Raw genomic sequence first — 15,565 nt, forward strand, 5'->3', positions numbered from 1 at the left:
CGGACACGGAGAGATCACATGTTCTGGGAGAAAAAGCTGGCGCAGTGGGTGGAAGACGTAAAAATCAAGGCTAACCTGCCAGCACGCCTTGTGCTATGGGACGGTCAGCAACATGACTTTGGGCAGTTCGCCGCGCCTCAGGTCACGCTACATGTCAAAAGCGCCACGGCGCTGCCTTATCTGCTCGAACCGAGCCTCGACAATCTCGGCGAGGCGTACGTGAAGGGCAAGATAGACATCGAAGGCAAGCTGTCGGACATCATCAACGTCGGCTATCAGCTGGCGCGCAACACCGTCACCAGCGCGAGCAAGCTGGCGCGCGTACGGCGCTACTTCCAGCACTCGAAGTCGTCGGATAAGAAGGCCATTCAGTATCACTACGACGTCTCGAACGAGTTCTACAAGCTGTGGCTCGACGAGAACATGGTGTACTCGTGTGCGTACTTCGAGAATGGCAATGAAGATCTCGCCACCGCGCAGATCAAGAAGATCGACCACATTCTCACCAAGATCCAGTTGCAGCCGGGGCAGCGCCTGCTCGATATCGGCTGCGGCTGGGGCGCGCTCGTCCTGCGCGCAGCGCAGAAGTTCGGCGCCCGGTGTGTCGGCGTGACGCTGTCGCAGAACCAGTTCGATCTCGCCACCGCACGCGTGAAGGCTGCGGGACTGGAAAACCAGATCGAGATTCGTCTGCAGGATTATCGCGACGTCGAAGGACAGTTCGACCGCATCACCAGCGTCGGCATGTTCGAGCACGTCGGCCGCAAGAATCTGCCGGGCTACTTCGAAAAGATCCACGATCTGCTGGTCGACGACGGCGTCGTCATGAATCACGGCATCACGTCGAGCGATTCGGAAAGCGGCGAAACCGCGCTCGGCGGCGGCGAATTCATCGACCGCTATGTATTTCCTGACGGCGAGTTGCCGCATATCAGCCTCGCGCTCGAAGCGATGCAGCGCGGCGGCCTCGAAGCGGTTGACGTCGAAAGCCTGCGCCGTCACTATGCGCAAACGCTGGACATCTGGGCGGAAAACTTCGAGGCGCATGCGGACGAAGCCCGCAAGCTGGTCGACGACGAAAAATTCCGCATCTGGCGCTTGTACCTGGCCGGTTGCGCGTACGCGTTCGAAACCGACGACGTCTCGATCTACCAGGTAGTGTGCCGCAAAGCCGGCCGCAGCGCGAAAACCTTGCCGTGGTCGCGCCGTTTTATGTACGACAAAACGTTGTGATACGGTTGCGCCGCGGCGATTTGCCGTAGCGGCGTGCCGGGGCTGCGTGCATTGCATGAGCGGGCCGACGCGGCGCAAACCTTAAACAGCAGGTCGAACATCGATGGACCAGAGCGGGACAAGCGAAGTTGAACAGCCGGTGAGCGGCGAGCAGGACACGCAGGCCGACGCCGTGCAGTTCGATCTGTTCGGGATGCCGGTGGGGCAGACGCCGGCATTGGCATCTAAGCCTGGCGCGGGAGCACTGCGCGCGAGTGCCGGCCCCGGAGCCGGAGCCGGAGCCGGAGCCGGAGCCGGAGCCGAAGTCACGCTAGCAAGCTCGGCTGCAACGCCAACACCGGCTGCCACGGCGCAGATTGAACGGCGGCGCCAGCCGCCCGCAAAGGCAAGCGGCGCTGCCTTGCTCTGGCAGGAAGACGACGTGCCGGTGCCACCCAAAACCGGGACCGCGGCCGACGCCGATGCAGCGCCAGCAACCGCCGATACGCCCAGAAAACGCCGCTCACGCGACGTTCTCGCGGCACCACCCTCTTCTGAACTCCTGGCGCTCGCTGCCGAACTGCCGGCGCAGGTCCACCTCGGCACGTCGACATGGTCGTTTCCGGGCTGGAACGGCATTGTCTACGGCGACGACTACAGCAACAGCAAACTCTCGCGCGAGGGTCTGACAGCCTATGGTGCGCATCCACTGTTAAAGACCGTCAGCATCGACCGGTCGTTTTATCAGGCGCTTACCGTCACCGAATACTTGCGCTACGCACAGCAGGTGCCGGAGCACTTTCGCTTCATCGTCAAAGCACCGATGACGATCACCGACGCCACCGTGCGCGCCGAACGCGGCGAGCCGGTCTCGCTGAACCCGTGCTTTCTGAACGCGCAAATGGCAATCGACGAATTCGTCACGCCATGCCTCGAAGGCCTCGGTGCGAAAGCCGGCGCTCTGGTGTTCCAGCTCTCGCCACTGCCCGACCAGATGCTCGCACAACCGGCGGCGTTCATCGAGCGACTCGCCGAGTTCATAACAGCGTTGCCGAAGCTGCCTGAAGGCACTTGCTATGCGATCGAAATCCGCGACGCGAGTTTGCTCACGCCGCGCTTTATCCGTACGCTGAAAGCGGCGGGCGTGCGGTATTGCGTTGGCATTCATGCGCGGATGCCGGACCCGCTGCGTCAGGCGGCGGCGCTCGCGCTGCTGGACGGCGAGCCGGCCGGCCCGCTGATCGTGCGCTGGAGTTTGCACGGCGGCTTCAAATACGAACAGGCGAAGGCCAAGTACGAACCGTTCAACCAGCTGGTCGACCAAGACCCCTCGACCCGCGCCGCGCTCGCCGAACTGGCCGCGCGCTACGCGCTGGCCGGCCAGCCGGTGGTGATCGCGGTCAACAACAAGGCGGAAGGTTCAGCGCCGTTAAGCTGCGTAGAACTGGCGCGGGCGATTATTGAGGCGTATGCGCGCCTCGCTCATGAGCACGAGCACGAGCATGATGGCCATGAGGAACCGGCGTCGGGGCCGCAATCGCAACCGCTCAGCTCGCCTTGATCCGGTGCGCGAACTTCTGACGGAACTTCGCGACCTTCGGTGCCACCACGAACGAGCAGTACCCCTGATTCGGATGCTGCGCGAAATAGTTCTGGTGATACGCTTCGGCCGGCCAGTAGTTGCCGTCGAGCGGTAGCACCTGGGTGACGATCTGGCCGTCGTAAATCTGCTGTTCGCCGATCTCGCGGATCGCCTGCAATGCCGTTTCACGCTGCGCGTCGGAATTCGTGAAAATCACCGAACGGTATTGCGTGCCGACGTCATTGCCCTGCCGGTTCAACTGGGTCGGATCATGGATCGCGAAGAAAATATCGAGAATCTCGCGATAGCTGATCTTCGCCGGATCGAAGTCGACGTTCACGACTTCCGCGTGGCCCGTCACGCCGTCGCACACCTGTTCATAGGACGGCCGTTGGGTCTGGCCACCCGCATAGCCCGACTCCACCGAGTTCACGCCTTCGACGCCCAGATACACCGCTTCGAGGCACCAGAAACACCCGCCACCGAGGGTGGCGACTTCGCCTGTCTGACTCATGCTGCTTGCTCCTTGATACTGATAGTCGGCCTATGCCGGTCCCAGTTAACCGCAACGCTCATGCCACCACCCAGACTTTCCAGCTTAGCGGTTTTTCCACTTACCGGCAGGTGTCGCGGCCAGTCCGCCGCGATTGCAGTTAAAATTGGGACAAATTGACAATTTTCACTATGACTTTTGAATCATTTGTTTCCGGCCGCACGCGCGATGGGTTCAGCTCGGGGTTCACCCGTCTTGGCACCAAGGCTTCCGCCCGATGAAACGCGCCAGCCCGCCCAACTTCGACCAGCCCGCCTTTAAACAGGCGCTCAGCCAATTCGCCACCGGCGTCACGGTCATTACAACGCGCTCGGCGTCCGGCCAATTGATCGGCATCACGGCCAGCTCATTCAATTCGGTTTCGCTCAATCCGCCGCTGGTGCTGTGGAGCCTGGCCACGCGCTCGGCGTCGATGCCGGTGTTCCGGGTGAACAGTCACTATGTGGTCAACGTGCTGGCCGCGTCGCAGCTCGATCTGTGCAAACGCTTTGCCACGGTAAAGGGCGATCGTTTCGAAGGTGTGTCGCACGCCGAAGGCGACACCGGCATGCCGGTGCTCGACGGCGCGCTCGCCTGGTTCGAATGCCATAACCGCAGCCGCTACGAAGAAGGCGACCATGTGATTTTCGTCGGCGAAGTGGAGCGTTGCGGCGTCCACGAGAATGCCGCGGAAATTGCGCCGCTGCTCTTCCAGAACGGCCAATTCCACGGACTCAAGCCGCTCTGAACGCGGCGCCGCTGTGTATCAACAGCGGCCGCAGGCAGGCAAAAGCAGGTTCAAGCCGACGCAAACTGACCCGCCAGCCGCACTCAGCTATGCGGCGTGCTGTGGCTGGTTTTCGTCACTAGCGACACCGGCACGCCCGAATCTTCCTTCAGTGTCTGCAGCACGATATTCGAACGAATGTCCATCACGCCCGGCGCCTTATAGAGGCGTTGCAGCACGAAATCCGAATAGTGTTTGAGATTGTGGGCGAGCACCCGCAGCAGATAATGGGTTTCGCCGGTCACCACAAACGCGCCGACCACTTCTGGCCAATCCCGCACCGCCTCTGCAAAACGCTCGTGCCAGTTCTCCTGGTCGTTGCGCATCGACACCTGCACGAACGCTTCCAGTTCGAAACCCAGCACTTCGCGGTTCAGACACGCGCGGTAATGTTCGATGACGCCCTGCTCTTCCAGCAGGCGCAGCCGTCGTAGACAGGCCGACGGCGAAAGCGAGATGCGCTCCGCCAAATCGAGATTGCTGATCCGTCCTTCTTGCTGAAGCACCGTCAAGATACGGCAATCGGTGGCGTCGAGCGAGATCGCGTTCATATTCGGTCTCCCTTTCCCATTTGCCTCAAATTATGTTCCAAGACACGGCTCAGAAGGAGATTTTTTCGCAATCACATTTCGCGTCAAGCCACCTATCATTCCCACATAGACACAATCCGCCGATGGAGACATGGACACACTCTGGGACATCACCCCCGCCGTCGATACCGCGACGCCCGTCTGGCCTGGCGACACGCCGGTCGGCATCGAACGCGTGTGGCGCATGGAGGCGGGCTCGCCCGTCAACGTCGCGCGCCTGACGCTGTCGCCGCACACCGGCGCTCACACCGACGCCCCACTTCACTACGACGCCGAAGGTGCGGCGATCGGCCAGGTTGCACTCGATGCGTACCTTGGACGCTGCCGCGTGATTCATTGCATCGGCGCTTCGCCTGTTGTGACGCCACAACACCTGACCGGCTCGCTCGACGACCTGCCGCCGCGAGTCTTACTACGCACTTACAAGAACGCACCGACGGCGGCCTGGGACAGCGCGTTCTGCGCGGTTGCGCCTGAGACCATCGATCTCCTCGCGGCTCGCGGCGTCAAGCTGATCGGCATCGATACACCGTCGCTCGATCCGCAGGAATCGAAGACGATGGACGCGCACCACCGGATTCGCGCGCACCGCATGGCGATTCTCGAAGGCATCGTGCTGGATGCCGTCGCGCCCGGTGACTACGAACTGATCGCGCTGCCGCTCAAGCTGACTACGCTCGATGCGAGCCCTGTGCGCGCCGTGTTGCGGGCGCTGCCCGCCTCGCACTGATCACCGACGCTCTGCAAAACTGCATCACCGCATTCACCGAACTCCCTGATTTCTTTGACTGGACCATCATGAACACCCGTGAAGAAGCACTGGCGCTCGATAGCGCCGACCCGCTCGCAACGCTGCGCGACCAGTTCGCGCTGTCGCCGACGACCATCTATCTCGACGGCAATTCGCTCGGCGTGCCGCCAGCTGCCGCCGCACAACGCGCGCAGACAGTGATCGCCGCCGAATGGGGCGAAGGCCTGATCCGCAGTTGGAACACCGCCGGCTGGTTCGAATTGCCGCGCCGCCTCGGCAACAAGCTCGCGCCGCTGATCGGTGCGGCCGAAAACGAAGTGGTCGTCACGGATACGATTTCGATCAACCTGTTCAAGCTTTTGTCGGCTGCCGTGCGGTTGGCGAACGCACGCGATCCGAAGCGTCGCGTGATCGTTTCTGAGCGCTCGAATTTCCCGACCGATCTGTACATCGCACAAGGGCTGATCGAACAGCTCGACCGCGGTTATGAATTGCGCCTTGTCGACGATCCGTCTGAGCTTCCTGCAGCGATCGGCGACGACACCGCGATCGCGATGATCACGCACGTGAACTACCGCACCGGCTACATGCACGACATGGTCGCGCTGACCAAGCTGATCCACGACAAGGGCGCGCTTGCGCTGTGGGACCTCGCGCATTCGGCGGGCGCGGTGCCGGTCGACCTGAATGGTGTTGGCGCGGACTACGCGGTGGGCTGCACGTATAAGTATCTGAACGGCGGCCCGGGTTCGCCCGCATTCGTGTGGGTGCCGAAGCGTCATCAAAACGATTTCGCGCAGCCGCTGTCGGGTTGGTGGGGTCATCGCGCGCCGTTCAAGATGGACCCGGCGTATCAACCCGATGACGGTATCGGCCGCTTCTTGTGCGGCACGCAGCCGATGGTGTCGATGTCGCTGGTCGAATGCGGGCTCGATGTGTTCCTTCAAACGGATATGCAGACCATCCGCGCCAAGTCGCTCGCGCTGACCGATTTGTTTATCGAACTGGTCGAAGCGCGTTGCGGCGAGTTTCCTTTGAAGCTCGTGACGCCGCGCGAACATGCGCAGCGCGGTTCGCATGCGAGCTTCGAACATCCGCATGGTTATGAGGTGATGCAGGCGTTGATCGCGCGTGGCGTGATCGGCGACTATCGCGAGCCTCATGTGTTGCGGTTTGGTTTTACGCCGCTGTACACGCGCTTCGTCGATGTGTGGGATGCGGTGGAGACGCTGCGCGATGTGCTTGCGCAAGAGACCTGGCGAGCCCCTGAATTTGCCGCCCGCGGCGCAGTGACCTGAGGAGCTCGCGATGACCGATCACATGCAAACGCCGGGATTGCCGGAAGAGAAACCGGCGCAAGGCTGTCCGTTTGGGCATGGCGGTGGAGTTGCGCATGCGACACCCCCTGCTTCCGGCTCCTCAGTGGCTTCCGATTCCAGCGATGGCTGGCATGACGCGCAGCTCGATTTTTCGGAGTCGATGAGTTACGGCGATTATCTCTCGCTGGGGACGGTGCTGGATGCGCAGCATCCGTTGTCGCCGGATCACAACGAGATGCTGTTCATCATCCAGCATCAGACGAGCGAATTGTGGATGAAGCTCGCGCTGTATGAGTTGCGCGCGGCGTTGAAGGCTGTGCATCGCGATGAATTGCCGCCGGCGTTCAAGATGCTTGCGCGGGTGTCGCGGATCATGGAGCAGCTCGTCCAGGCATGGAGCGTTCTCGCGACGATGACGCCGTCCGAGTACACGGCGATGCGGCCTTATCTGGGTAGCTCTTCCGGGTTCCAGTCTTATCAGTATCGGCAGATCGAGTTTTTGCTCGGTAATAAGAATGAGCAGATGCTGAAGCCGCATGCGCATCGGGCGGATGTTCTTGCTGAGGTGACGGCTTCGCTGAAAGCGCCTTCGTTTTACGATGAAGTGGTTCGACTGCTGGCAAGGCGTGGGTTTGCGATTTCACCCTCCAGGTTGGAGCGGGACTGGACGCAGCCGACGACGCATGATGCTTCCGTCGAAGCGGCCTGGCTGGAGGTGTATCGGAATCCTTCGCAGCATTGGGAGTTGTACGAGATGGCGGAGGAACTTGTCGATCTCGAGGATGCATTTCGGCAGTGGCGGTTTAGGCATGTGACGACGGTTGAGCGGATTATTGGGTTCAAGCAAGGTACCGGCGGCACGAGTGGCGCGCCTTATCTGCGGAAGATGCTGGATGTGGTTTTGTTTCCTGAGCTTTGGCATGTGAGGACGATGCTTTAACGGTCTTTGTGTCGTCGTCAATGCGCGACGCATTGACTGCATTCGAGCAATGTATGGTGACCCGTAGACGCATCGGTTCAAATGTAAAGATTGGTTATAATTCGCGCGTTTAGCTCGTCCGGTTGATCGTCTTAAAAAATAGTTGGGTTAGATTTCTATTTGCCGTTAGACAAGACGGCCGGGTGTGAGAGCCCGCAGCGTAAAACCGCACTACCTGCGAAAGTGGGTAGTGCGCAACCATGCACGTCCGTTTCTATGGGCGGGCTGTGGTGAGGGAGCCGCAAGGCTCGCCGGTTTTGGTTTTACGCCCGGTCTCTCAAACTCGCTACGTGCCCGCTCACCCTACCTGTTAGCAAGTGTCGGGCGATCTAGGAACTAACCGGAAATCGCACCATGAGCAAATCCACCAAGAAGAATCAAACTGCATCACGCCCGCCGGTTGATGCGCTCCAGTACGAAAAACTTGCACTGTCCGCGTTTGGAGCATGCGACCGGCAAATCCAGCAGCTTCGAACACTGATTGACCTCGCTGCGAGCATCACCCGATGCCCGGCTACGACGGTTGAAGAAAGACGCCGAGAGCGCAACCTGCTGGAACACCTGCTCTATACCGTCGAGCAATACCAGCAGGAAGTTGAATGCGACCGCGACCTGTATCAGGTAATCGCGCTCGATGCGAAGGGGGTTCCTCATAGCCGCATCACCGCCAAACTTGCGGCACAACTTCTTTCAGATGCTGCGGAGGCAGGACGAGAGGCAGGGGAAGCTGCAGCTGAAGCCGAGGCTGCGTCGGACAAAGCTGTGACGCGTAAGCAGGAACGCGTAAAGACTGCCGAGCGCGCGCGAGCTGATGCGCAGTTGGCAGCAGTGAAGCACTAAAAAGAAGTAGCGGCGACCATGCTGCGACAAAAGAAAAGGCGCGATTCGTTCGCGCCTTTCTTATACGTACCGGTACGCCGGAACAGGCGCCCATTGAAGTTCAAGCGGCGCCACCTCACTCTCGCCATACATCACTCCGCATGGCGTTGCTATCGACGCTCAACAATCGAATCAGAAGCCAATGTGATCGGGCTAGTTATCTGGAATGTTCCCAGGTTCGCAAAGGTTCATCGATTTCATGGGCACTGCGCCAAGAATATTTTCGTTCGGAACTAGAGAAAATGCAGACCAGTCGGCTGCATTCACATAAACCACACCAGTCTTGCATCGCATATGCGCTTGCTTCGGGCTTGTATCGCACCACGCACCATCAATTGCGCACCGTTGCCACTGGGGTATGACAGTCAGCGGTTTCACCAATCCGTTTGCCGTCTTCGTATAAGTCTGCACGTCACGCGTTGCTATGGACATGTACATGAAGTCGACGTCCGCGCTTACCGGGCGTGCCGCTTCGGCATCGGCGTAATGTCTACGAAGGTCTACGACATAAAAACATGATGCGCCAAGCAATACCGTACTCACCAAGCCAGCGGCGACAATGGATCCTCGTTTGACGGTCAATCTCGCCCCACGCGTGAACACATGTCCCAGTAAGGGGAACCCGATAAGACACGCGCCGGTTATGAAGAACCAGACTCCAGTAGCGTGAGTCTCACAGTCGTATCCGCATACGGGTGAGAAGGCAAGCACGATGCATGCTGCAACGGTGCCGGCAATTGCCCCTATAGCAGTGAACATCACAAGAGCCGCCAGCCTTTTCATTTCATTGCCCAAAATAATATTTGCTTTGATTGGCGTAAATCGGAGAATCCAAACGGAAAACTCGAGGCAAAAGAGTTCAGTCCGAACCGTCTGCCAAGTGTTGCAACGGAGTCCATCGGGCCGCTTATGGTCAATCGTGTTCCGTTCCAAAGGTCGATATGGCCGCCGCTCAGATTGTCCTGTGAGTCCCCCCTCCTGCCGCCAGTATCCGTAGAAGAAGATAATACCCGTGCGACCCTTGACCTTTGATTCCCAATCAACGCCAGTGATGTCCTCGGCGTTCGGAAGTCCCGCAAATGGCCGCAGCCTTAGCCACTCGGCTAACTCGTATGCTCGCGTAGCCGTAGGCTTCCCATCCAACAAGATTCGCCCAAGCGTTGGCTTACCCGGCATCGGTTTGACTAGCTTCTGCGAGAAGGATTTCATCTCACTGCCGATTCGATGAAATGTGACGCTCATGCGTATCGCACACTGATTCTTGTATTCTCCGGTTGGATCATTGTATGGGTTGCCCGAAGGATAGTTGTCCCACAGCTCCTGGAAGGTCAAAACCCTCAAGTCAACCACTTTGATTGAGCCGGGAATTGAATTCGTTCGAACGACGGTCTCCTTGTTTGGCATGCTTCAAACCCCCGCTTCTCGAGCAAGTGCTTCATCACCGCAATGAACCTTATAGTTGACGGCCTCCTGATTCTCGATGCGGGGCGAGCTGTCGCCGTCATCGGTACGACCCAAGCAATCGATAGTCGATCCGACCGTTGCCGTCGCTATCCGTCTGCCTCGTCCGATCAGTGAACCGATGGTTGCAAACAGATCGGCCGTTTCGTTGGTTATGGTATTTGCCACGAGCCCGTCTCCTACAGAGTTGAACAAACTTATCCGTAGAGACTGAGTCTTTTTCGCGGCGAGAGAAATCAGTCACGCTCGAAAAACGCGTGAGGTGATTCTGAAGTTACGTAAGGTCTTAACATCCTAGCGTCAGAAAACTTTGATGCCGTGAAGTGTTTGACCTTGAGATATCGAGCATGCGTGGATGCTGCCTGTAGATCGGACGCAAACTCTGTCTGGAGACTTTAGCAGTGACGCGGGCTGGTCAACTATTGCCTTTCCCCCGAGGCTTAAACTCCAACTCTGGCGGCGCTATATCTGGATGTTCTTCGTAGATTGGTTCTAGGCCCAACACGTATAGACGGTCAAGCAACCTACCCATCGCCATGCGGAACTCTTTGAACTCATCGTCTGGGCAACGATCCTGTACAAGAATGATTGCGTCGTTAATCGCGCCGCTCATCTTGAGCAGTCGATTGCTTAGGTCTACGGCTATCTCTCGATTCTTAATCATGCCATTCCTCTAACATCCGTTGTCAGCAACACATTTGTTCTTGCACCGGAAAAACGAAATTCCGGCGCCATCTCCGTCAGATCATGAGCCGGCGTGCGGCTGCGCGGATCGCGCAGATCGCCAACGTCTCTTCGATACTCTGCACGTCTTCCTGCATGGCCTTTCCCCGGGATCAAATGCCGCAGTAAACGCGCATTCCGCCGGACTTACAACGATTCCGCCACCATCTGTAACGTTTCACGCGATTGCCCCGATGCAGCCCACATAACATTTTTATTTTCGGAGCCGTCTTATAGCGATCGGATTCCAATGCGGCGAGTCTCGGCCAAATGGTCTTGTTCAACCACTAGCAGGAGACAGCACATGAAAGATGGGGACAGCAAAGAAGCAAAATATCTGTTCGCGACAATCGGTTCACTAACCGGAAGAGTCGGACACGTCACAACAGCAACAGAAGGGTTCGGCTTCCATGGCCTGGGTGTTGCACCCGTTGGCGATATCGGGACCTACCGAGACCGGAATGAAGTGGTCATCACGGACGGGACGGGGTTTGCACTCGTGATCGGGGCCCGGCCTGCTGACCTTTTTGGCGGCAGCCTGCGCAATGGCGACAGGATCACGCAGATGTTTGCGAAACAGGATGGAAACTGACAATGCCGAACAAACCGACTGTGTTTTCTAATCTCGCAGACGCGAAGCAAATCTCATTCTGGGAAATAGCCTGAAAACAGCAATACTCATCCTCTCACTATTCGTCGGCGGGGCTATCGTTGGCGGTTTGATTGGACTGTACACCGCCTTGCCACATTCGACGGTCGAATGTGGCGACGAGTGCGGCGTGCACGCTTTGGTGTTCGCCCTTCGCTGTGCATTGGCTAGTGCTTTCGTGCTTGCGCTCGCTGGCGGGATCATCGCCAAAGCGCGCCGTTCGAGCCGCCAGGGTTAGCCCAAACGGAAATCGAATGAATAGGCGTTTCTTCACAACGGCTTGTTTCGGTCTTCTCGGGTTCGCGAGCGTACTTGCGTGGGGTGCTATAGACGTCAGATTGTGCAAGGCTTATCCGAGCTACTGCCGACCGAAACCCAGCGTGTGCGGTGGTATTGACGTATGCAGTAGTGACGCGCACATGATCGTAGGTCTTGCACTGGTCGTGCTCGGGCCGCCCTTTCTATTCGCAATCCTCGGTTACCAATTGAGCAGGCGAAATATGAGCGCTCGGCAGCTATTCTTGTGGGGTTTTGTAGCAGTTGTCATTGATTGGTCGCTCACGCTCGTTGGCACGCGAGTCGTATCGCTGTAGGCCACACGCACAAGAAAAAGGCACGACCCGCGCCTTTTCTTGACGCGCGCGAACCCATCACCTCGCCGTATACCCCCCATCAACCGGCAAGCAAACCCCACTAATCATCGAAGCCCCATCGCTCAACAAAAACATAATCGGCGCAGCGACCTCAGCGGACTCTGCAAAGCGCCGCAACGGAATCGCCATCAGAGCCGGATCGCGCTTCACGGGATCACTCCACGCCTGCACCGCCATCGGCGTCAGCGTCACCGTCGGATTGACGCTATTCACGCGAATGCCGTAAGGCCCCAACTCGATACACAAAGCACGCGTAACAGCATCAAGCGCAGCCTTGGAAGCCGAATAACTCAAATGGTCATCCAGTGCCACGAGTGCAGCCTGACTGGAAACATTCACTATGCTGCCGGCGCGTTTAGCATCGATCATCCCGCGGGCCACGTACTTGGCAACTAGCACCGCCCCTCGCGCATTCACCGCCATCACACGATCGAAACTCGCACCGGTCGTATCCACTGCCCGCTCAAGTAAGGCGATGCCCGCGCAATTCACGAGCCCATCGAATGCATCGAGCGAAACCAGCGCTTCATCGATAGCGGCTTCGTCGCTCACATCAAGCATCAGCGGCTCGCAGCCCGTTTCCTCTGCCAGACGAGCGAGCTCATTCACATTCCGCGCCGCTGCGACCACGTTCGCGCCGGATGCGCACAACGCTTCCACCGTAGCCCGTCCAATTCCACTCGATGCACCCGTAACCAGAATCGAGCGACCAGAAAAATCAAAAGTAGCATTCATGATGTCTGCAACCGATGCATGACCGGCTTCAACGCCGGATACAAATCCGTATAAACGCCGAATCGCTGCTCGTACAACGCCATCCGTTGCGCGTTCGGCTCCGCACGTTCAATCAGCGTGACCCATCCGCGCTGCGCCTCTTCACGCGACACCAGACCGACACCGACACCCGCCAGCAACGCCGCGCCCATCGCTGCCTCCACATCCTGCTCGATCGTATAGACCGGATAGCCGGTAATGTCCGCAATGATCTGCATCCACAAATCCGAATGCGCCGCACCGCCCACGACGATCAACTTGTCATCCAACGACTGCGCACCTTTACGTCCTGCTTCGATGTTGTGCTTCAACGCGAACGAAACGCCTTCCAACACCGCACGATACAAATGCGCTCGCGTGTGAAACAGACTCAGGCCAACAAACGCTCCACTCGCCTTCGCATCCCAAACCGGACTGCGTTCGCCCATCAAATAAGGCAAGAACATCACACCGTCCGAACCCGCTGGAATCTGAGAAGCGCTCTCTTCAAGCAACCGATGCGGATCCCCATTCGGTATCGCGCGTGCGGCCTCCGTCTCCGCATGACAAAACTGCTCGCGATACCACGTCACCGAAGCACCCGCCGTAATCGCGCCGCCGAACACATAAATATCGCGCTGACCGTTGAAAACATGCGGCATGCTGATCAACCCATGCCGCGCATCGACTGTCTGGTTGATATACCCCCAGCACATACTCGTACCGATCATCGCAACGTGTTGCCCCGCGCGCGTCACACCCGCAGCAAACGTCGCCACCGCGGCATCCACACCACCCGCGACGATCGCCGTGCCCGCCTCCAATCCAAGCTGTTCGGTCCACTGCGACAACAATCCGCCCACCACGTCCGACGACTCCACCAACCGCTCCGGCATCATCGTCGCGGGGATACCGAGCATGTCGAGCGCTTCATCCGACCAGTCGCGCTTCGCAATGTCGTAGATACCGCCGATATTCCCTGCCGAACTATGATCGACAGCAACATCACCGGTCAGCATATAAATCACATACGCATTCGGCGGCAGGAAGTAGCGCGTGCGCGCCCACACATCCGGCTCGTGCTCGCGCAGCCACAACATCTTCGTGTAACCGTAGTAGCTGTCCACGCCATTACCCGTGATTGCATACAGCCGCTCGAGGTCGATGTTTCCACGCACCCACTCCACCTGATCGGTCGCACGCCGGTCCATCCAGATCAGACACGGATAAAGCGGCCGCATCTCGCTATCGACGGGAATCCCCGATCCGCCATACAGGCTGCTCACGCACAGCGCCTTGATGGACTTCGCCGCGACGCCCGCCTCCTTCGCCTTGCCGACGCACGCCGCAATGCATTCCACCACCGCCTTCAACCACACTGCCGGCCATTGCTCGGCCCATAGCGGCTTGGGCGTATCCGGCTGATAGCTCGACGCATGCTGCGCGACGATCGCGCCGTGCTGATCGACCAGCAGCGCCTTGGTGCTCTGCGTGCCGATATCGACGCCGATGACGTAGTCCATACAGTCTCCGTTTATGTGCCGCTCGTCCTTGACCCGCGTTGCGCCAAACGCTCAGACACGCGGCTTCAGCAACACCTTGATCGAATCGAGCGAGTTAGCGACCTTGATCGCTTCGTCCCATTCTTCCAGCGAAAAGCCGTGCGTGACGATGCCCTTCGACGTCACGAGTCCGCGCGCCAGCAAATCGATCGCAATCGGATAACAGTATGGGCCGAGATGCGCGCCGCGTACATCGAGCTCCTTGCGGTCGCCGATCACCGACCAGTCCAGCGTCGTATCCGCTCCGAACACGGAAAACTCGACGAAACGTCCGAGCTTGCGAATCAAATCCATGCCTTGGTTGACGCCGATCGGCGCGCCAGTCGTTTCGATGTAGACGTCGCAACCGTAGCCGTCCGTTAGCGAATGAATGATCGCCAACGCGTCGTCCTGTTTCGGATTGATCGTCACGTCCGCGCCATATTCACGCGCGAGTGCCAGACGTTCCTCAACCAGATCGATCACGACGAGCTTCTTCGGCGTCTTCAGATGCGCGACTTGCGTCATCATCAAACCAAGCGGACCCGCGCCCGCAATTACCACGACATCGTCGAGTTGCAGGTCGCCGCGATTCACCGTGTGGATCGCACACGCGAGCGGTTCGATGATCGCGGCATCTTCGAGCGAGATGCCGTCGGGAATCTTATGGACGATCGCCGTCGGCGGAATACGCATGTACTCGGCCATGCCGCCATCCGCGACTTCGCGCTGGAAGCCGAAGATGTTGTGCACCTCACACATCCAGTACTGGCCGGATTTGCAATAGCGGCACTTGCCGCACGGCACGATCTGTTCGGCGATCACGCGATCGCCGATCTTCACGCCGAAGTGATCGGCCGCGCCTTCGCCGATTTCTTCGACGAAACCAAAAAACTCGTGACCCGGAATCACTGGCGCTTTGACCCACGGGCTCGGGCCGCCCCAAAACATCTTCGCGCCCGAATGGCATTTGCAGTCGCTCGCGCAAATGCCGCACGCGGCGATACGGATCACCAGTTCGTGTGCGCGAGCCTTTGGCTTGGACACTTGTTCGACGCGATAGTCTTTCGGTGCGTGGCAGACGATCGCCGTCATTTCCTGCTGATCGGAATGCGTGGATTGTGTGGATTGAGTCATTGCATGGCCCTGCTAAA

The 15,565-nt window shown here is 58.8% G+C and carries 14 protein-coding genes and 1 pseudogene; 8 read left to right on the forward strand and 7 right to left on the reverse strand.

The genetic code is table 11. The features are described from left to right. The first annotated feature begins 18 nt into the window (after positions 1-18). Together HHL24_RS08910 and HHL24_RS08915 are read left to right on the forward strand one after the other, a co-directional pair. Positions 19-1,233, forward strand: a complete 1,215-nt coding sequence (locus tag HHL24_RS08910; RefSeq protein ID WP_169485153.1) for an SAM-dependent methyltransferase — start codon at positions 19-21, stop codon at positions 1,231-1,233. 103 nt (positions 1,234-1,336) lie between these two features. Next, entirely contained in the window at positions 1,337-2,773 is a 1,437-nt protein-coding gene (locus tag HHL24_RS08915; RefSeq protein ID WP_169485154.1) for a DUF72 domain-containing protein, read from the forward strand. Here the strand turns inward: HHL24_RS08915 and msrA are convergent. After that, entirely contained in the window at positions 2,760-3,308 is a 549-nt protein-coding gene (gene msrA, locus HHL24_RS08920) for a peptide-methionine (S)-S-oxide reductase MsrA (RefSeq protein ID WP_169485155.1), read from the reverse strand. The genes HHL24_RS08915 and msrA overlap by 14 nt on opposite strands. Before the next feature lie 256 nt (positions 3,309-3,564). On the opposite strand from msrA, the gene HHL24_RS08925 reads away from it, so the two are divergent. Then, positions 3,565-4,074: a flavin reductase family protein gene (locus tag HHL24_RS08925; RefSeq protein ID WP_169485156.1), complete on the forward strand. Its 510-nt coding sequence runs from the start codon at positions 3,565-3,567 to the stop codon at positions 4,072-4,074. 83 nt (positions 4,075-4,157) lie between these two features. On the opposite strand, the gene HHL24_RS08930 is transcribed toward HHL24_RS08925, so the two are convergent. Next, a complete protein-coding gene (locus tag HHL24_RS08930; protein ID WP_169485157.1) occupies positions 4,158-4,664 on the reverse strand; it encodes an Lrp/AsnC family transcriptional regulator in 507 nt (168 codons plus the stop codon). A 130-nt stretch (positions 4,665-4,794) separates the two neighbouring features. Between HHL24_RS08930 and kynB the strand changes: the two genes are divergently transcribed. From kynB to HHL24_RS08950, 4 genes are all read left to right on the forward strand, one after another. Beyond that, complete coding sequence (gene kynB / locus HHL24_RS08935) at positions 4,795-5,433, forward strand: arylformamidase (protein WP_169485158.1); 639 nt, start codon at positions 4,795-4,797, stop codon at positions 5,431-5,433. A 68-nt stretch (positions 5,434-5,501) separates the two neighbouring features. Beyond that, positions 5,502-6,752 (forward strand): kynureninase, encoded by a 1,251-nt coding sequence (kynU, locus tag HHL24_RS08940; protein WP_169485159.1) that lies wholly within the window; start codon positions 5,502-5,504, stop codon positions 6,750-6,752. A 10-nt stretch (positions 6,753-6,762) separates the two neighbouring features. Next, a complete protein-coding gene (gene kynA, locus HHL24_RS08945) occupies positions 6,763-7,713 on the forward strand; it encodes a tryptophan 2,3-dioxygenase (RefSeq protein ID WP_169485160.1) in 951 nt (316 codons plus the stop codon). Positions 7,714-8,106: 393 nt separating this feature from the next. Then, positions 8,107-8,592: a hypothetical protein gene (locus tag HHL24_RS08950; RefSeq protein ID WP_169485161.1), complete on the forward strand. Its 486-nt coding sequence runs from the start codon at positions 8,107-8,109 to the stop codon at positions 8,590-8,592. 818 nt (positions 8,593-9,410) lie between these two features. Here HHL24_RS08950 and HHL24_RS08955 read toward each other — a convergent pair. Then, positions 9,411-10,035, reverse strand: a pseudogene (locus HHL24_RS08955) (type VI secretion system amidase effector protein Tae4). Between the two features lie 3 nt (positions 10,036-10,038). Further along, the gene (locus HHL24_RS08960; protein WP_169485162.1) at positions 10,039-10,260 is read right to left on the reverse strand and encodes a hypothetical protein; all 222 of its coding nucleotides are present in this window, start codon (positions 10,258-10,260) and stop codon (positions 10,039-10,041) included. A gap of 859 nt (positions 10,261-11,119) precedes the next feature. Here HHL24_RS08960 and HHL24_RS08965 point away from each other — a divergent pair. After that, positions 11,120-11,407 carry a hypothetical protein gene (locus HHL24_RS08965; protein WP_169485163.1) on the forward strand — a complete coding sequence of 96 codons (288 nt, stop codon included), beginning with the start codon at positions 11,120-11,122 and terminating at the stop codon, positions 11,405-11,407. A gap of 707 nt (positions 11,408-12,114) precedes the next feature. Here HHL24_RS08965 and HHL24_RS08970 read toward each other — a convergent pair. From HHL24_RS08970 to HHL24_RS08980, 3 genes are read right to left on the reverse strand one after another with little or no spacing between them, the layout of a single operon-like run. Beyond that, positions 12,115-12,852, reverse strand: coding sequence for an SDR family oxidoreductase (locus tag HHL24_RS08970; protein WP_169485164.1), 738 nt, complete (start codon positions 12,850-12,852; stop codon positions 12,115-12,117). Further along, a complete protein-coding gene (locus tag HHL24_RS08975) occupies positions 12,849-14,393 on the reverse strand; it encodes an FGGY-family carbohydrate kinase (protein ID WP_169485165.1) in 1,545 nt (514 codons plus the stop codon). The genes HHL24_RS08970 and HHL24_RS08975 overlap by 4 nt, the downstream gene beginning before the upstream one ends. A 51-nt stretch (positions 14,394-14,444) precedes the next feature. Then, positions 14,445-15,548: an alcohol dehydrogenase catalytic domain-containing protein gene (locus HHL24_RS08980; protein WP_169485166.1), complete on the reverse strand. Its 1,104-nt coding sequence runs from the start codon at positions 15,546-15,548 to the stop codon at positions 14,445-14,447. Between the last annotated feature and the right edge of the window lie 17 nt (positions 15,549-15,565).

The sequence above is a fragment of the Paraburkholderia polaris genome, from assembly GCF_012927345.1.
GTDB lineage: Bacteria > Pseudomonadota > Gammaproteobacteria > Burkholderiales > Burkholderiaceae > Paraburkholderia > Paraburkholderia polaris.

What these genes read in the sequence shown, in the direction of transcription:
- HHL24_RS08915 (WP_169485154.1), top strand. Translation starts at nt 1,337, where the DNA reads ATGGACCAGAGCGGGACAAGCGAAGTTGAACAGCCGGTGAGCGGCGAG.
- kynA (WP_169485160.1), top strand. Translation starts at nt 6,763, where the DNA reads ATGACCGATCACATGCAAACGCCGGGATTGCCGGAAGAGAAACCGGCG.
- HHL24_RS08930 (WP_169485157.1), bottom strand. Translation starts at nt 4,664, where the DNA reads ATGAACGCGATCTCGCTCGACGCCACCGATTGCCGTATCTTGACGGTG.
- HHL24_RS08975 (WP_169485165.1), bottom strand. Translation starts at nt 14,393, where the DNA reads ATGGACTACGTCATCGGCGTCGATATCGGCACGCAGAGCACCAAGGCG.
- HHL24_RS08950 (WP_169485161.1), top strand. Translation starts at nt 8,107, where the DNA reads ATGAGCAAATCCACCAAGAAGAATCAAACTGCATCACGCCCGCCGGTT.
- HHL24_RS08965 (WP_169485163.1), top strand. Translation starts at nt 11,120, where the DNA reads ATGAAAGATGGGGACAGCAAAGAAGCAAAATATCTGTTCGCGACAATC.
- HHL24_RS08925 (WP_169485156.1), top strand. Translation starts at nt 3,565, where the DNA reads ATGAAACGCGCCAGCCCGCCCAACTTCGACCAGCCCGCCTTTAAACAG.
- kynU (WP_169485159.1), top strand. Translation starts at nt 5,502, where the DNA reads ATGAACACCCGTGAAGAAGCACTGGCGCTCGATAGCGCCGACCCGCTC.
- HHL24_RS08970 (WP_169485164.1), bottom strand. Translation starts at nt 12,852, where the DNA reads ATGAATGCTACTTTTGATTTTTCTGGTCGCTCGATTCTGGTTACGGGT.
- HHL24_RS08980 (WP_169485166.1), bottom strand. Translation starts at nt 15,548, where the DNA reads ATGACTCAATCCACACAATCCACGCATTCCGATCAGCAGGAAATGACG.
- msrA (WP_169485155.1), bottom strand. Translation starts at nt 3,308, where the DNA reads ATGAGTCAGACAGGCGAAGTCGCCACCCTCGGTGGCGGGTGTTTCTGG.
- HHL24_RS08910 (WP_169485153.1), top strand. Translation starts at nt 19, where the DNA reads ATGTTCTGGGAGAAAAAGCTGGCGCAGTGGGTGGAAGACGTAAAAATC.
- kynB (WP_169485158.1), top strand. Translation starts at nt 4,795, where the DNA reads ATGGACACACTCTGGGACATCACCCCCGCCGTCGATACCGCGACGCCC.